This is a genomic window from Lysinibacillus sp. A4 (assembly GCF_024919535.1).
Taxonomy (GTDB): domain Bacteria; phylum Bacillota; class Bacilli; order Bacillales_A; family Planococcaceae; genus Lysinibacillus; species Lysinibacillus capsici.
In genome coordinates this window covers 43440-60151 of record NZ_JANWTB010000004.1, presented here as the reverse complement: position 1 = coordinate 60151, position 16712 = coordinate 43440, and the positions used below count along the sequence as shown (strand labels likewise).

Genomic DNA, 16712 nt, shown 5'->3' with positions numbered 1-16712 from the left:
TTGACAGGAAATGCTATTATTATTAGGATGAGAACATAAATAGAACATGTGTTTGTTTTTTGGAGGGGAATTTTTTTGACGAATAAACAGTCACCTAGCGTCTATAATGATGACGCTATACAAGTATTAGAAGGATTAGAAGCGGTACGCAAACGACCTGGCATGTATATCGGTTCTACGGATGGCCGTGGACTTCATCACCTTGTGTATGAAATCGTAGATAATGCGGTGGATGAAGCACTGGCTGGCTTTGGATCTCATATTATTGTCACAATTCATAAAGATCAAAGTATGAGTGTGCGCGACTTTGGCCGTGGGATGCCAACCGGTATGCATAAAATGGGCAAACCGACACCAGAAATTATTTTTACAGTGCTACACGCTGGTGGTAAATTTGGTCAAGGTGGCTATAAAACAAGTGGAGGTTTACATGGTGTTGGTTCTTCCGTTGTGAATGCGCTCTCAACATTTTTAGAGGTGACAATCCATCGCGATGGTAAAAAGTATCGTCAACGCTTTGAGCATGGTGGACAGCCTGTCACAACACTTGAAAATATTGGGCAGACCAAGCAGACAGGAACGCTTGTTCATTTCCTACCAGATGAAACGATCTTCTCTGTCACAAAATTCAATTATGATACGTTAGCGGAACGATTACGTGAATCAGCCTTTTTATTAAAGGGCTTAAAAATTGAATTAATTGATGAGCGCGAGGAAGGCAAGAGCGATGTGTTCTTTTATGAGAATGGCATCGAGGCTTTCGTTGCGTATTTGAATGAGGAAAAAGATGTCCTTCATCCAGTAAAATATGTAGAAGGCGTACAGGATGAAATCGAAGTAGAGTTCGCTTTCCAGTATAACGATGGTTATTCGGAAACGATTTTATCATTCGTTAATAATGTCCGTACACGAGATGGTGGTACACATGAAACGGGTGCAAAGGCAGCATTGACGCGTGTCTTTAATGAATATGCAAGAAAAATTGGCTTGTTAAAGGACAAGGATAAAAACCTTGAGGGGACAGATATTCGTGAAGGCTTAGCAGCCATTGTATCTGTTCGTATTCCAGAGCACTTACTGCAATTTGAAGGACAAACAAAGGGTAAGCTTGGGACAAGTGAGGCTCGTTCTGCAGTAGATAGTGTAGTGTCTGAGCAAATTTTGTATGTGCTAGAGGAAAATGCAGAATTATCAGCTTCTCTTGTTCGTAAAGCGATTCGAGCGCAGCAAGTGCGTGAAGCGGCTCGTAAAGCGCGTGAGGATGCACGAAATGGCAAGAAAAATAAAAAGGGTAGTACGATTTTATCTGGAAAATTAACGCCAGCTCAGTCACGTAATGCGGCAAAAAATGAGCTGTATTTAGTCGAGGGTGATTCTGCGGGTGGCTCTGCTAAACAAGGACGTGACCGTACATTCCAAGCGATTCTGCCATTGCGCGGGAAGGTAATCAACACAGAAAAAGCCAAGCTACAGGATATTATGAAAAACGAAGAAATTTCAACGATTATCCATGCGATTGGGGCAGGTGTTGGTACGGATTTTGCGGTGGAGGATTCTGCCTACAATAAAGTAGTCATCATGACCGATGCGGATACAGATGGGGCACATATTCAAGTCTTGCTATTAACATTCTTCTATCGTTATATGCGTCCGCTCATTGAGTCTGGGAAAGTCTATATCGCACTACCGCCGCTTTATAAAGTATCAAGAGGTACAGGGAAAAAAGAAGTCATTGAATATGCTTGGACAGAAAGTGATTTACAAAAGGCCATCAAGAAGGTTGGAAAGGGTTACATATTACAGCGCTATAAAGGTCTTGGTGAGATGAATGCAGACCAACTGTGGGACACAACGATGAACCCTGAAACACGGACATTGATTCGTGTCACAATCGAGGATGGTGCACGAGCGGAGAGACGTGTCACGACGTTAATGGGTGATAAGGTGGAACCACGTCGTAAATGGATCGAAGCCAATGTAGACTTCGGTATGGAGGATGATTCTAACATTTTAGAGAATGAATTCATCCAACAAGAGGAGGACCAAGCATGAGTAGTACAGAAAAGTTTCAAGATTTACCGTTAGAAGAAGTAATGGGTGACCGTTTTGGTCGCTATAGTAAATATATTATTCAAGACCGCGCGTTGCCTGATGCACGTGACGGTCTTAAACCAGTACAGCGCCGTATTTTATATGCGATGTTTACGGAAGGCAACACACATGATAAGCCGTTCCGTAAATCCGCAAAAACAGTGGGTAACGTAATTGGTAACTATCATCCGCACGGCGATAGCTCTGTGTATGAAGCGATGGTACGGATGAGTCAGGACTGGAAGGCACGTCATATGCTTATTGAGATGCACGGGAACAATGGCTCGGTAGATGGCGATCCTCCAGCTGCAATGCGTTATACAGAGGCGAGACTATCAGCTATTGCCGCTGAAATGCTACGAGATATTGGCAAGAAAACGGTTGAATTTGTGCCAAACTTTGATGATCAGGATATGGAGCCAACTGTATTACCAGCACGTTTTCCTAACCTTTTAGTCAATGGCTCTACAGGAATTTCCGCTGGTTATGCGACAGATATTCCGCCACATGCCTTAGATGAAGTACTGGATGCTGTGTTGATGCGCTTAGACAAGCCTAATGTTACTGTAGATGAATTGATGACGGTGATTAAAGGACCTGATTTCCCAACGGGTGGAATCATTCAAGGTGTTGATGGCATTAAAAAGGCGTATGAAACAGGTCGTGGTAAAATCATCGTCCGTGCACAAGCAGTTGTTGAACCAATCAAGGGTGGTAAAGAGCAAATTGTTATCACTGAGTTACCATATGATGTAAATAAAGCGAATCTTGTGAAAAAAATTGATGAGCAACGTGTAGATAAACGATTAGAAGGCATTGCAGAAATTCGAGATGAATCAGACCGTACAGGCTTACGTGTCGTAATTGAGCTGAAAAAGGATGTACCAGGACAAGGAATTTTACAGTACTTGTTTAAAACAACGGATTTACAGGTAGCTTATAATTTTAATATGATTGCCATTCATAATCGTCGTCCAACGATGATGACATTGCCATTATTGCTAGATGCGTATATTGCCCATCAAAAAGAAGTGGTAACAAACCGTTCTATTTATGATTTGCAAAAGGCAAAGGATCGTTCCCATATTGTAGATGGATTAATTAAAGCCCTTTCCATTTTAGATGAAGTCATTGCGACGATTCGTTCTTCAAATGATAAGAAGGATGCGAAGCTTAATTTACAAGCAAAGTTTGATTTTACAGAGGTACAGGCAGAGGCCATTGTAAGCCTGCAATTATATCGTTTAACGAATACGGATATTACAGAGCTTCGTCAGGAACAGGACGAGTTAAATAAGCTAATTGCGAAGCTAGAGGGGATTCTGCAAAGTGAGGCTAAGCTTGTGCGTGTTATTAAACAAGAGTTACTAGATATTAAGAAACGCTTTACAGAGCCTCGCCGCTCGAAGATTGAGCAAGAAATTGAAGAAATTAAAATTACATTGGATGTCCTTGTGCCAAGTGAAGAGGTTGTCGTAACAGTAACGAAGGATGGTTATATTAAACGTACATCCACACGTTCTCATGCCGCTTCAAACGGGCAAGATTTTGCCATGAAGGATTCAGATTATTTATTGTATGAAGCAAACTTAAATACACAGCACCATCTACTGCTTTTCACAAATCGAGGCAATTATATTTATCAGCCTGTTCATGAGCTGCCTGATATACGCTGGAAGGATCTCGGCCAGCATATTTCAAGTATTGTACCAACAGGGGAAGATGAATCGATTATTGCGGTTTATGGTTTCGAAACATTTGACCAGCCAAATACGTATGTCTTCACAGCCACAAAAGATGGCCAAATTAAGCGCTCACCACTCGCAGACTATGCGGTAACGCGTTATTCAAAGCCAATTAAAACGATGAATGTCAAGGCTGGTGATGCGATGATCTATGCATCATTTGTAACAGATGACGTGGAGCTGATGCTCACAACGGATACAGCCTATGCGATTCGTTTCCCAATGGAGGAACTACCTGTGACAGGTGTGAAAACAGGTGGTGTGAAAGGGATCACACTAAAAGATGGAGAAGCCTTAGTTGGAGTCAATGTGTTACAGCCTGATGTTACCCACTATGTAGTGATTGTGACACAGCGTGGGGCCGTGAAGAAAATGAATGTCGCTGAAGTTGAAGTAGCAAGTCGTGCAAAACGTGGACTAAAAGTATTAACAGAGTTAAAAGCAAACCCTCACCGAATTGTGGCAGTTGTTCAAGCAACAGACGAGGAGCAGGTTGTGATTGAAACTGAAAAAGGTGTTCAAGAGATGATTGACGTACAAGCATTGTCTCGTGCGGATCGCCATTCCAATGGTTCATTTAAAGTGGATATTGCAACAGATGGAGCAATTTCTCATGTTGTAACAGCCAAAAAAGAACAGAAACCAAGCTAAAAGCATGCCCAGCCTCTTAGGAGCGCTGGGCTTTAAGCTCTATTCAAAAATAGCACCTTGTCATTTAAGTGAAACTATGGGTATAATAATCATCGAAAAGTTCATAGCGAAAGAATGTAGGGGGGCTAGTAATTGCTAGCTGAGATTGTGTCCGGTAGACGCTGACCCTTTGAACCTGATTTGGCTCGTACCAGCGTAGGGAACATCTATTCAAAAAGCAAAGTTTTGAAGATTGATTGCAATACGTCTGGGAGGAATCCTAGGCGTTTTTTTATGTTTTCAAGCAACAGCTTGCCAACATTGTATACGCTTTCTTCTGGTGACAACATTCATTCATGAACACTTTCATATTACAAACTGGGAGGCTTTCGCATGAAAAAATGGTTTTTTATTTTATTGGCAGCACTATTGACATTAGTAGGCTGTAGTGACAAGGATGACAAGCAGGCTGCAGACAAGCTGAAAAAGGTGTCTGTGGTACTGGATTGGACGCCGAATACAAATCATACAGGACTATATGTTGCCAAAAAACTCGGTTATTTTGAGGAACAGGGTTTAGATGTTGATATTATTATGCCTGGTGAGGCGGGCGCAGATCAGCTTGTTGCTTCTGGAAAGGCGGATTTTGGCGTGAGCTATCAGGAAGGCATAACACAGGCACGAGTACAGGATGTGCCGCTGGTCTCCATCGCAGCAATTATACAGCATAATACATCTGGCTTTGCTTCTATTGCTTCGAAGGGCATTACATCGCCAAAGGATTTTGAAGGTAAAACCTATGGTGGTTGGGGCGCGCCATTAGAGCAAGCCGTTTTACAATCACTCATGCAAAAAGAAAAGGCAGATATTAATAAGCTAGATATCGTCAATGCAGGGGATTTAGATTTCTTCACAATGATGGAAAAAGATATAGATTTTGCTTGGATTTATTATGCATGGACTGGGATTGAGGCTGAGCTGCGTGGGGAAAAGATTAATATGCTATATCTTACAGATTATAGTGATCAATTGGATTATTATACGCCAGTTTTAGCTACAAATGAAAAAATGATACAGGACAACCCGGATGTAGTCAAAGCCTTTGTGGCAGCTGCATCGAAGGGCTATGAATACGCAATTGAAAACCCAAGTGAAGCGGCTGATATTTTAATCGAAGCGGCACCTGATTTAGATAAAGCATTAGTGCATAAAAGTCAGGAATGGCTGGCTGATAAATATCAGGATGATGCCAAGCAATGGGGAGAGCAAAAGCTTTCTGTGTGGGAAAATTACGCGAAATGGATGTCTAGCAATCAAGTACTAGAGGGCGAATTTGATGCGAAAAAAGCCTTTACTAATGATTTCTTACCTAAAAAGGAGGCCAAATAAGATGGCAAATTCATTAATCAGTGTACAAATCATTCCGAAGACAGAGAAATATGAAGATGTTATACCATATGTCGATGCAGCAATTGCGGTGATCGATGCTTCTGGGGTGAAATATGAGGTACATCCATTGGAAACAACGATGGAGGGTGAGCTTTCAACATTGCTCCAAATCATTGAAAAAATGAATGAGAAAATGATTGAACTTGGTGCCATTAATGTCATTACACAAGTGAAAATTTTATATCAGCCAACGGGTATTACGATGGATACATTAACGGAGAAATATCAGTAATGAAACGTGCATTACAGAAGGGAAGGACGATAATTTTTATCGCCTTCCTCTTGTTCATATGGGAACTAATCGTGAGGTTTGCTGAAGTTCCTCATTGGTTAGTACCCACACCAAGTAGTATTTTGTCAGAAGCCATCCAGTCGTATCAAACCTTTCTACCACATGCATTCGCTACAGTACAATTAGCTCTACTAGGTTTGGCCATTGGCATCGCTTGTGGGCTAACGGTGGCAATAGTGTTGCATCGATTTACATTTATTCGAGAACTGTTTTATCCAATTCTTATTATGTCGCAGAATGTTCCTATTCTAGTCTTGGCACCGCTCCTTATTATTTGGTTTGGCTTTGGCTTATTACCGAAGCTTATCATTATCTGTCTTGTGTGCTTTTTCCCGATTGTCATTGCAGCGATGGATGGATTTAGACAAACTGCTCCAGAATTAAAGCATTATTTTGCCATGGTTGGTGCTACAAGGGCACAAACCTTTTGGAAGCTGGAATGGCCTTATGCCTATCCCGCTATTTTTTCAGGCATTAAAATTGCGGCTACATATAGTGTGATGGGGGCTGTGATTGCGGAGTGGCTTGGTGCAAAAAAGGGTATTGGTGTTTACATGACCCTAGCCCAATCCTCCTTCCGTACGGATCGCGTATTTGTGGCAATTTTTGCGATTGTTCTCTTGAGCTTACTATTGTTTAGTGGTATTCGTTTAATTGAAAAATTCATGGTGAAGGGAAGAGGCTATCATGCTCAGCATTCAAAACATCGCTAAATCCTTCGATGCGCTCAAAGTCCTTGATCAACTTTCTTTTGACGTCAAGGATGGAGAGTTTGTGGCCATCGTTGGTCCTTCAGGCAGTGGTAAAAGCACACTTTTTCAATTAATTGGTGGTGTTTCGCCAATTGATCAAGGAGCCATTTTATTAAATGGAGAGGATATCCAACAAAAAAAAGGAACGATTGGCTATATGCCACAGCAGCCATGTCTATTACCCTGGCGTACAATAGTAGAAAATGTCACGCTTGTAGAGGAATTACAACATAAACCAAATGTTGAACGTGCCAAGGAATGGTTAGAAAAGGTTGGTCTTGCCTCTTTTATCCATGCCTACCCGAACGAACTGTCTGGAGGCATGCAGCAGCGTGTGTCCTTTATTCGAGCAATGGTCAGTGATAAGCCGATTTTATGCTTAGACGAACCATTTTCTGCGTTGGATGAATTTACTCGACTGGAAATGCAAGCATGGCTTTTATCTATCTGGGAGGAGTACCGCAAATCCATTCTATTTGTTACACATAGTATTGAAGAAGCTCTCTTTTTAGCAGATCGCATACTTGTTTTAACCAAACGTCCAGCTACCGTTAAAAAGGAAATCATCGTGCCGTTTGAGAGACCTCGGAAAGAGGAAATTCGACATTCTGCAGCATTCACAGCGTTAAAGCAACAATTATTTATGTATTTACAGGAGGAAAAGGGTGATATGTATGTTGATTGATGCGCATATTCATTTGGATCAGTACACCGATGAGGAAATTCCTTCCTTATTAGAAGAAGTGAAAGCTGTAATCGCGGTTAGTATGCAACTTTCCTCTTGTGAAAGAACGTTGCGTTTATCGAATAGCTATCAGCAAGTAAAGGCTGCTTTTGGCTTTCATCCTGAACAGCCTTTACTAAGTCCAAATGATGAGACAGCTTTATTTGATTGGATTCATTCGCATCAGAATGATATGGTTGCTATTGGTGAGGTGGGTCTACCTTACTATTTAAAACAAGAGCAAGCGATTGATGAACGTCCCTATGTGGCACTATTAGAGCGTTTTGTTGTATTGGCGAAGGAGCTGGACAAGCCAATTGTGTTACACGCAGTATATGAGGACGCCCATATTGTGTGTGATTTGCTGGAAAAGCATCAGCTTCACGAAGCCCATTTTCATTGGTTTAAAGGGGATGAAGCTATTGTGAAGCGCATGATAGAGCGAGGTTATTTTATTTCTATTACGCCAGATTGCTTGTACGAAGAGGAAATTCAACAGCTAATTCATGCTTATCCCATTGAACTAATGATGGTAGAAACGGATGGTCCTTGGCCGTTTGAGGGACCGTTTACGAAGAAGCGTACATCTCCCTGGATGATGCACTCAACGATTGAGGTGATTGCCTCCATCAAAGGGCTATCAACACAGGAAGTGGCCAAAATTATTACGCAAAACACGAAAACATTTTATCGGCTTTAATAAGAAAAAGCAGTATAGGGTACGAGTTATTCGTCCTTATACTGCTTTTTATATTTCGTATAATCATGCTCTAATTTTTCGTTTTTTGTTTTCGTTAGACGTTCATGTGTACTAAAAGAGATAGATTGTCGATTTTTTTCAACATCTTTACCTACTGTGCGTTTAATGTGCATCCGCTTCTTTTTAGCTTTAGATTGTGACATGAGCATCGCCTCCAATTCATTTTTAATTCTATAGTAGCGAATAGGGAAGAAAAAGTAAAACCTCGTAAGCAAGATACTTACGAGGCTGTCGAGTGTATTAGTGAGATACGTCCTGTACAGAAATACCTGTGTTTGCTTTAACGTCAACTTCACGATACTTCGCATCATCTGTTTCTTTAGAAAGTAATGTGCCGATGAAACCACCAAGGAAACCAAGTGGTACAGAGATTAAGGCTGGGTTCGTTAACATAATTAAAGGATCACCAACGAAAATTGCCTTACCTTCAACTGGATTCCAAACGTTTGGAGACATAGCAACCAATACTAACGCAGAGATTAAACCTGTTAACATTGCAGTAACAGCACCCGCTGTATTAAAGCGTTTCCAATAAATTGTGTAGATGATAACTGGAAGGTTAGCAGATCCTGCGATACAGAATGCTAAAGATACTAAGAATGCAACGTTTAATGTTTGTGCACCAAGTGCTAATAGGATAGAAATAACAGCGATTGTAATCGAACCGATACGAGCTGCAAGAACTTGCTCTTTTTCTGTAATTTTACCCTTTTTGATAATTTGTCCATAAATATCATGAGATAGGGCAGATGCACCAGAAAGTACAAGACCTGCTACTACCGCTAAAATTGTTGCGAATGCTACTGCACAAACGAATGAGAATAGAATGTCGCCACCAAGTGCTTCTGCAAGAAGTGGGGCAGCCATGTTACCTGCAGCGTTTGCTGCGATAATATCTTCTTTCCCAACGAATGCTGCTGCACCGAAGCCTAAGAAAATTGTTAGAACGTAGAAGATACCTACGATCCAAGTAGCCCAAATAACAGATGAACGAGCTGTTTTCGCGTCTTTTACTGTGAAGAAACGCATTAAGATATGTGGAAGACCCGCAGTACCTAATACTAACGCAATTAACATAGAGATTGTATCAAGTCCATTTGTATATTTAAGACCTGGGTTTAAATAAGCAGCTCCACTGTCAGTAACCGTTGTCATTTCTTTAAACATTGTAGAGATACTGAAGCCGAACTCTTTTAATACTAAGAACGAAATAATAACTGTACCCAACATTAAAAGACAAGCTTTAATAATTTGTACCCAAGATGTTGCTGTCATACCACCGAATAGTACGTAAGTTGTCATCATGAATCCTACGATTAATACGGCGATCCAATAGTCGATTCCTAAAAGTAATTGAATAAGTGCTCCTGCACCAACTAGTTGTGCAATCATGTAGAATAAAACAATTGTAATAGTGCTTAAAGCAGCTGTTCCACGGACTTTGGCGTTATCAAAACGCGCTGTAATCATGTCAGCTAATGTAAATTTCCCAAGGTTACGTAATGGCTCAGCAACGATATATAATACCACTAAGTAAGCTACTAAATAACCAATAGAGAAGAAGAATCCATCAAATCCAAATAATGCTACAGCACCAGCGATACCTAAGAAGGATGCTGCTGATAAGTAGTCACCAGCGATAGCTAGTCCATTTTGCCAGCCTGTTAAGCCACCACCAGCAGTATAGAAATCACTTGCTGAAGATGTACGTTTAGATGCCCACCATGTAATAACTAATGTTAAACCAACAATGGCTACGAAGAAGAATATGGCTGTAAGACTCATTCCGTTACTCATCGGCGGCCACCTCCGTTCTCGTATTCAGCGATAATCGCTTTTGCTTCTCTATCGAAGCTGTTTGCTTTTGCTACATATAAATGACATAACCCCCATGTCATGATGAAAAGACCTGCTGCATAGATCCACACCCAAGTAATTTCCCCAAATGCCTTTTGGTGTAGAATTGTCGTGTACGATGTCAGAATTGGTAACAACATGTATGCCGATAAAAATATGGCAGTCATTGACCAAAGAAAAGAGTTCTTTCTTCGTACAAGAGACTTAAATGATTCTTGATTTGCAATTGAATCATAGTCAATCACGATACCTTTTTTTGCTTGATTGTTCGCCATTAACATTCCCCATTTTGTGTATATTTTTTCTACCTCAAGACTTGATTTTGCTAGTTTAGTGAATTCACATTTTCATTTTATGTAACAGTTCACAAAATTGCAATACATTTCAGAAAAATTATGTAAAAAAAATTTTTCAGAAAATACTCCTAAGAGAGAAAAAATGGCGCAAAGCCAAGAATATAAAGGGTTTTAGAAAATTCAGATAAATAAATGAAGTGAAGAGAAATCTAGATTCTTAACAAAAAATGAAGGGTAAATTTACAAAAAAATCTTGTTTTTTCAATTAAAAATAAACACTATTTACCTAGTGAAAATTGGATTTTTTCTGTTTTTTGGAAGTGAAATAATATTGTTCAATAAATAAATTGGTAGATATTGAATAACAAAAAAGGCGAAAAACTCGACCAAAAATCGAATTTTTTGCCTATTTTTTTGCATTTTTTGAATTGAGATTCATTATGCAGGAGGTGTATAAATATTAATGTGAAATATCAGAGACAGACACGCCTGTATTTGCTTTCACACGAATTTCTTTATAAATACGTTCTGCTTCTTCCTGTGGCACTTTGTTAGATGAAAGAACAGTACCTAAGTATCCAGCAATAAAGCCTAATGGAATCGTAATAATCGCTGGAACAGCAAGTGGCACAAGTGGTTGTCCAACAAAGATAGCCGCACCTTCAACAGGGCTCCACACATTTGGTCCCATTGCTCCTAAAATTAAACATGATACTAACCCCGTTACCATCGCAGTTACAGCACCTGTAGAATTAAATTTCTTCCAATAGATTGTATAAAGGATTACAGGTAGGTTTGCTGACGCACCGATACAAAAGGCGAATGATACTAGGAATGAAACGTTTAAGCTTTGTGCAAACAGAGCGAGAATTATAGACACGATCGCAATTGAGATAGAGCCTGTACGAGCTGCTACTACCTGTTGCTTCTCTGTTAATTTACCGCCCTTAATGATTTCTCCATAAATATCATGAGAAATGGCTGAAGCCCCTGTTAGTACTAAACCAGAAACAACGGCTAAAATAGTCGCGAATGCCACTGCGCCGATAAATGCCATCAATACATCTCCACCTAAGTAATGCGCAAGAAGCGGAGCAGCTGTATTACCAGCCTTACTTTCAGCAAGAATTTGATCTAAACCTACAAAGTTTAATGCACCGAACCCTAAGAAAATTGTTAATGAAAAGAAAATAGCTGTAATCCAAGTTGTCCAAGAAATAGAGGCACGTGCTGTCTTTGCATCCTTTACTGTAAAGAAACGCATTAAAATATGTGGTAAACCAGATGTTCCTAAAACTAAAGCCATCATCATCGAAACGGAGTCGATTGTGCTTGTATACTTAATTCCAGGTACAAGGAACTTTTCGCCATGATCTACTGCAATTGTGTCGAACATCTTCATAAGAGAGAAGTCAAATTTCATTAACACTAAAACCGCTAATAAACCTGTTCCGAATAATAATAGACTTGCTTTAATGATTTGCACCCAAGAAGTCGCTGTCATACCACCAAACAATACATAAGTTGTCATCATAACACCGACAATTAAAACGGCAATCCAATACTCAATACCGAATAATAGCTTAATCAATGCACCAGCACCAACTAGCTGTGCAATCATATAAAGAATTACGATAATAATGGTCCCAGACGCTGCCACACCACGAATTCGCTTTTCATTAAAACGAGCCGTTAACATATCTGCTAACGTGTAGCGGCCTAAGTTTCGCATTGGCTCAGCAATGACATAAAGCAGCACTAAATTCGCTACTACATAGCCTACAGAAAAGAAGAAACCATCAAAGCCAGTTAAGGCAATTGCACCAGACACCCCAAGAAAGGCTGCCGCAGATAAATAGTCACCAGCAATCGCAAAGCCGTTTTGCCACCCCTTTAAACCACCACCAGCAGTGTAAAAATCAGCCGCAGAAGATGTACGCTTTGCTGCAATATAAGTAACAACAAGTGTTAAGCCAACAATAGCTAAAAAGAAACCTATGGATACGATATTCATTTATTTTCCACCTTTCGCCTGGTACTCTGCAAGAACAGCAGCTGCAGCTTTATCGAATGAAGCAGCTTTTTTTACATATACTGTACAAAGCACAATGGTCATGATAAATAATCCTGCAGAATAAACCCATACACCCGTAATATTTCCGAAGAATTTTTGTTGTAGTACAGGCTGGAAAGCAAGAATCGGAAGCAGGATATAAAGAATTAAAAACACTGCTGTAATCGAGAAAAGAAAGGTATTTTTCTTTTTTACAAAGCTATTAAACGATTCCATTGCTTCAATTGCATGATAATCAATTGATTGGGCCTGTTTTTTGCTTGAAACATTCGCCATTATTATTCCCCCTAAAGTTATATATTTCTGTTTTAAACGACATATTTCTTTTTCGTTCGTCGTTATATTCACTTATTTTATGGGGGAGAATCCTATAATGCAATACTAAATTTTGAGTTTTTATAATTTTTAGTCACTTCTGTTTTGTGGAAATAACATAGAAATAATAAGGATTTATTAGAAAAATTCTGTTTAAAAGAGCGTGCGGTTTTCTGGTGAAATAATATTGTTAAAATAGTTTGTTGTTGATAAAAATGAATGTAGGAGAAAATACAAACATAAAAGAGAATTTTCTGTATTTTATTATTCTGCTATTAAATTCCATGGGAGCTTGTTAAGTAGAAATATTTTGTTATATAACAATTATCTGAGATTTTGGGAAATAACGAAAATGATAAAAAAAAGCTATGAAAAAATTTTTAAAAAGGATGTGTCATTTGGAAGAATTAGTGAGGTGGAATTCCAGAATCAGTTAATGTTCACATGTTATACAAATAGCCATCTGGGTGTAAGTCCATTATCTTGTGTTTAGCTTCTATAATGAATAAAATAAGGTGATGAAATGAAGGGAAGTGGGCACCACTAATGACAAAGAAAAGTATATTGCTAGTTTTAGTTCTAGCATTTAGTAGCATTCTAGCTGCTTGCGGTAGTTACAAGTTTGAACCAACATTAAATCTCGAGGTTCAAGATTTCACAGTAACAAATCAAAAAAATGAACAAGTGACCCTAGATGATCTTAAAGGTAAGCCTTGGCTAGCCATGTTTATTTTTACAAACTGTACGACAATCTGTCCACCCATGACATTTAATATGACAGAAGTTCAACAAGCACTACAGGATGAAGGCCTTGAAGATTATCAAATTGTGGCATTTAGCGTCGATCCAGAAGTGGATAAGCCTGAGGTTTTAACAAATTACTTAAATACGTATAATGTTGTAGATGAAAGCAAATGGCAGCTACTAACTGGCTATCAACAAAAATTCATTGAACAATTTGCACGTAAATCATTTAATTCATTAGTTAAAAACGATCCTAACTCAGACCAAGTCATACATATGTCGAGCTATTATTTAGTAAACGCAGACGGCACAGTTGTAAAAGACTATGATGGCGCGACAAACGTACCAGTTGAAACAATCGTTGGAGATATGAAGGCTCTTATTAAGGAGAGCAAATAACACAGAAGTCCATGTGACTTTTGTGTTTTTTTATGGAAAGAGGGGAAAGTAAGATGTACGCCTTTAAAAAATCATTCGTCTCGATTTACTTTCCCAATATTGCACCGAATACGGCAATATTGTCTCGTTTTATGCAGCAATGGTTCATTAACTTAAACTATTCAACTGATTAGTAAGAGGAGGGATTTAAATGAATTAACAAGACCAGCTTAACTTGATTAAGGAAGACTTTATAAATTCTCAAAAGGTACTATTAGCAATTGGTGATGTAACCAGACAAGCCATTCTAATGGTATTAATGAGCACAGATTGTCAAACGGGATTGCGTGTAGGTGAAATCACAGAACAAACGCATTTATCTCGCCAGCTGTGTCACATCATCTTAAGATTTTGCGAGATGCTGGTGTTATTTTAATGCGCAAAGAAGGTACAAAAAACTTTTACTATATAGATATACGGACAAAACTAGGTTCGTTAAAAGATCTTGTTTTGGATATTGAGACGTTGTTAACGGAATTTTATTGACAATATAGTAGGTTATCTGGAGGAATGAACGATGAAAGCAATGGTGATCGATCAATATGGCAAAGCCCCAATGCGCATGAAAGAAGTACCTACACCTGAAATAAATGAATATGAGGTACTTGCTGAAATCCATGCAGCAAGTATTAATCCGATTGATTTTAAAATCCGTGATGGGAAAGTGAAGCTGTTAATCCACTATAAAATGCCACTAATCCTTGGAAATGATTTTTCAGGGGTCGTCGTAAAGGTTGGCGAAAAAGTGACGCGCTTTAAAGTAGGAGATGCAATTTATGCACGTCCAAGGAAGAGTAAAATTGGTACTTTTGCGGAATATATCTCGATTCATGAAGATGACATAGCCCTAAAGCCTAAAAATTTGAGCTTTGAGGAAGCTGCATCAATCCCACTGGTTGGCTTAACGTCATACCAAGCTTTACATGACATCATGCAATTACAAAAAGGTCAAAAGATTTTAATTCATGCTGGCTCTGGTGGTGTAGGTACCTTTGCTATACAACTAGCAAAAGTAATGGGTGCCTCAGTGGCAACAACGGCTAGCGAAGCTGGTGCAAACCTAGTTACATCTTTGGGTGCAGATAAAGTGATTAATTATAAGAAAGAAAACTTTGAAGCTATACTGAAAAATTATGATGCAGTCTTTGATACGCTTGGAGGAAAGACCTTAGAAAAATCTTTCGAGATTATCAAGGATGGTGGAAAAATTGTCTCCGTATCAGGCACGCCGAATGCTCGTTTCGCCAAAGAATATGGTTCAGGATTTTTCAAAACATTATTATTTTCAGCAGCAAGTCATAAACTGACCTCACTTGAAAAGAAATATCATGCTCAATATTCCTTCTTATTTATGAAACCAAGTGGCGATCAATTACGCATAATAGCCAATTTAATTGAATCTGGTAAAATCAAACCAGTCATTGATAGAACTTTTTCATTTGAAGATGCTCAAAAGGCGATGGAATATGCGGAGTCAGGTAGAGCAAAGGGGAAGATTATCGTAAAAATGAAATAGTCTTTATGTTGTATTTTAACAAAGGTTTAAGTGGAAAGTTTGTAATAACCGCAAACCTCAAGGCTTCTCCTTTTATAGGTTAGATGTAGCCCAATATTGAGATGAGCGAAGGTTCACCACTTGCGTTCTTTGAAGGCAAATATAGCAAAGTTAGTCAGCCAATAAGCTTATAATTACCTATCTCCTAAAAAGTAGAACCATCGTTTGAGCATTCTTTGTTGAACGGTGGTTTTGTCTTTGTTTCAAGTTGGAAAATGGATTGCTTAATTGCTGTAGTTATGGACGTTTTTATTCAATCCAAAGGTTGATAAAATCACATCATACTATAAGTAGGAGTGATAACAATGGATAAAGTACGTTATAAAGTAAGAGAAGTGTTGGACAAGAACAAAATTGATGCATTTTTGCAGCAAGCTCGCATTGGGCATTTGGGTATGGTTGATGGTCATTTGCCATATGTTGTCCCCCTTAATTTTGTGTGGACAAATGGAGTGCTTTATTTCCATGGAGCCACTGGCGGGAGACGAAATCAAGTGATGGAAGAGAACCCAGAGGTTTGCTTTACGGTTTGCGATGAATATGGAACCATTACAAATCCAGTACCTGCAAAGACGGACACGGCTTATATGAGTGTCATGGTTTTTGGCAAGGCTCATCCTATTTTGGATTTGAATGAAGCGACACACATGTTGCAAGAAATGATAAATAAATATGTACCTGGTTACTATAATCGCCCCTTATCCCAGCAACACGTGGATAAATATCGATCAGCCGTTTTCGGAGGGCCTGTTCAAGTTTACCGTGTTGATCCTCAACATATTACCGCGAAAGAAAATCCAATTGCCTTAGGGGAGATGTTCAATATTGAGAAAATCCCACATACATAGTATTGGTTTTAGAAATTGGTAAATCAGAAAGATGGATTAAAAAATATCCCATCCCTTAATCCTTATCTAATAGCAACATCAAAAACTCCATTTTGAAAAAAGATCGCTCAAAATGGAGTTACTCTCTTTAGATAAGTATGAG

Annotated in this window: 15 protein-coding genes, 1 pseudogene and 1 riboswitch; of the genes and pseudogenes, 11 read left to right on the top strand and 5 right to left on the bottom strand. The window is 39.1% G+C overall.

What is annotated here, in order from left to right:
* The first annotated feature begins 75 nt into the window (after positions 1–75).
* The 7 genes from parE (at position 76) to NY607_RS08765 (ending at position 8383) form a co-directional block, all read left to right on the top strand.
* Complete coding sequence (gene parE, locus NY607_RS08795) at positions 76–2052, top strand: DNA topoisomerase IV subunit B (protein ID WP_048393067.1); 1977 nt, start codon at positions 76–78, stop codon at positions 2050–2052.
* The gene (parC, locus tag NY607_RS08790; protein WP_103118203.1) at positions 2049–4487 is read left to right on the top strand and encodes a DNA topoisomerase IV subunit A; all 2439 of its coding nucleotides are present in this window, start codon (positions 2049–2051) and stop codon (positions 4485–4487) included. The genes parE and parC overlap by 4 nt, the downstream gene beginning before the upstream one ends.
* 108 nt (positions 4488–4595) lie before the next feature.
* Positions 4596–4706, top strand: a riboswitch (TPP riboswitch).
* A 153-nt stretch (positions 4707–4859) separates the two neighbouring features.
* A complete protein-coding gene (locus tag NY607_RS08785) occupies positions 4860–5855 on the top strand; it encodes an ABC transporter substrate-binding protein (protein WP_103118202.1) in 996 nt (331 codons plus the stop codon).
* Between the two features lies 1 nt (position 5856).
* Positions 5857–6147 (top strand): thiamine-binding protein, encoded by a 291-nt coding sequence (locus tag NY607_RS08780; RefSeq protein ID WP_004227928.1) that lies wholly within the window; start codon positions 5857–5859, stop codon positions 6145–6147.
* Complete coding sequence (locus tag NY607_RS08775) at positions 6147–6920, top strand: ABC transporter permease (RefSeq protein ID WP_048393064.1); 774 nt, start codon at positions 6147–6149, stop codon at positions 6918–6920. Before NY607_RS08780 ends, NY607_RS08775 begins: the two co-directional genes overlap by 1 nt.
* Complete coding sequence (locus NY607_RS08770) at positions 6895–7644, top strand: ABC transporter ATP-binding protein (RefSeq protein ID WP_103118201.1); 750 nt, start codon at positions 6895–6897, stop codon at positions 7642–7644. The genes NY607_RS08775 and NY607_RS08770 overlap by 26 nt, the downstream gene beginning before the upstream one ends.
* A complete protein-coding gene (locus NY607_RS08765; protein WP_259419689.1) occupies positions 7634–8383 on the top strand; it encodes a TatD family hydrolase in 750 nt (249 codons plus the stop codon). Before NY607_RS08770 ends, NY607_RS08765 begins: the two co-directional genes overlap by 11 nt.
* 26 nt (positions 8384–8409) lie before the next feature.
* Here the strand turns inward: NY607_RS08765 and NY607_RS08760 are convergent, their stop codons facing one another.
* The 5 genes from NY607_RS08760 to NY607_RS08740 form a co-directional block, all read right to left on the bottom strand.
* On the bottom strand, positions 8410–8586 hold the full coding sequence (locus NY607_RS08760) for a hypothetical protein (protein WP_004227938.1): 177 nt from the start codon (positions 8584–8586) through the stop codon (positions 8410–8412).
* Between the two features lie 97 nt (positions 8587–8683).
* Entirely contained in the window at positions 8684–10228 is a 1545-nt protein-coding gene (locus NY607_RS08755; protein ID WP_048393165.1) for a solute symporter family protein, read from the bottom strand.
* Positions 10229–10236: 8 nt separating this feature from the next.
* Positions 10237–10575: a DUF485 domain-containing protein gene (locus tag NY607_RS08750; RefSeq protein WP_048393058.1), complete on the bottom strand. Its 339-nt coding sequence runs from the start codon at positions 10573–10575 to the stop codon at positions 10237–10239.
* 481 nt (positions 10576–11056) lie between these two features.
* Positions 11057–12610, bottom strand: coding sequence for a solute symporter family protein (locus NY607_RS08745; RefSeq protein WP_016993894.1), 1554 nt, complete (start codon positions 12608–12610; stop codon positions 11057–11059).
* Positions 12611–12946: a DUF485 domain-containing protein gene (locus tag NY607_RS08740; protein WP_004227946.1), complete on the bottom strand. Its 336-nt coding sequence runs from the start codon at positions 12944–12946 to the stop codon at positions 12611–12613.
* 585 nt (positions 12947–13531) lie between these two features.
* Between NY607_RS08740 and NY607_RS08735 the strand changes: the two genes are divergently transcribed.
* The 4 genes and pseudogenes from NY607_RS08735 to NY607_RS08720 all read left to right on the top strand — a co-directional run bounded on the left by NY607_RS08735 (position 13532) and on the right by NY607_RS08720 (position 16570).
* Positions 13532–14128 carry an SCO family protein gene (locus NY607_RS08735; RefSeq protein ID WP_115673656.1) on the top strand — a complete coding sequence of 199 codons (597 nt, stop codon included), beginning with the start codon at positions 13532–13534 and terminating at the stop codon, positions 14126–14128.
* A gap of 214 nt (positions 14129–14342) precedes the next feature.
* A pseudogene (locus NY607_RS08730) lies at positions 14343–14653 on the top strand (ArsR/SmtB family transcription factor).
* A 31-nt stretch (positions 14654–14684) separates the two neighbouring features.
* The gene (locus NY607_RS08725; RefSeq protein WP_259419478.1) at positions 14685–15683 is read left to right on the top strand and encodes an NADP-dependent oxidoreductase; all 999 of its coding nucleotides are present in this window, start codon (positions 14685–14687) and stop codon (positions 15681–15683) included.
* A gap of 344 nt (positions 15684–16027) precedes the next feature.
* Positions 16028–16570: a pyridoxamine 5'-phosphate oxidase family protein gene (locus NY607_RS08720; RefSeq protein WP_259419477.1), complete on the top strand. Its 543-nt coding sequence runs from the start codon at positions 16028–16030 to the stop codon at positions 16568–16570.
* Positions 16571–16712 lie beyond the last annotated feature (142 nt).

Coding starts and splice junctions, on each gene's coding strand:
- NY607_RS08740 (WP_004227946.1), bottom strand. CDS start 12,946: ATGGCGAATGTTTCAAGCAAAAAACAGGCCCAATCAATTGATTATCAT.
- NY607_RS08745 (WP_016993894.1), bottom strand. CDS start 12,610: ATGAATATCGTATCCATAGGTTTCTTTTTAGCTATTGTTGGCTTAACA.
- NY607_RS08735 (WP_115673656.1), top strand. CDS start 13,532: ATGACAAAGAAAAGTATATTGCTAGTTTTAGTTCTAGCATTTAGTAGC.
- NY607_RS08765 (WP_259419689.1), top strand. CDS start 7,634: ATGTTGATTGATGCGCATATTCATTTGGATCAGTACACCGATGAGGAA.
- NY607_RS08755 (WP_048393165.1), bottom strand. CDS start 10,228: ATGAGTCTTACAGCCATATTCTTCTTCGTAGCCATTGTTGGTTTAACA.
- NY607_RS08750 (WP_048393058.1), bottom strand. CDS start 10,575: ATGGCGAACAATCAAGCAAAAAAAGGTATCGTGATTGACTATGATTCA.
- NY607_RS08775 (WP_048393064.1), top strand. CDS start 6,147: ATGAAACGTGCATTACAGAAGGGAAGGACGATAATTTTTATCGCCTTC.
- NY607_RS08720 (WP_259419477.1), top strand. CDS start 16,028: ATGGATAAAGTACGTTATAAAGTAAGAGAAGTGTTGGACAAGAACAAA.
- NY607_RS08785 (WP_103118202.1), top strand. CDS start 4,860: ATGAAAAAATGGTTTTTTATTTTATTGGCAGCACTATTGACATTAGTA.
- NY607_RS08770 (WP_103118201.1), top strand. CDS start 6,895: ATGCTCAGCATTCAAAACATCGCTAAATCCTTCGATGCGCTCAAAGTC.
- parC (WP_103118203.1), top strand. CDS start 2,049: ATGAGTAGTACAGAAAAGTTTCAAGATTTACCGTTAGAAGAAGTAATG.
- NY607_RS08760 (WP_004227938.1), bottom strand. CDS start 8,586: ATGTCACAATCTAAAGCTAAAAAGAAGCGGATGCACATTAAACGCACA.
- NY607_RS08725 (WP_259419478.1), top strand. CDS start 14,685: ATGAAAGCAATGGTGATCGATCAATATGGCAAAGCCCCAATGCGCATG.
- NY607_RS08780 (WP_004227928.1), top strand. CDS start 5,857: ATGGCAAATTCATTAATCAGTGTACAAATCATTCCGAAGACAGAGAAA.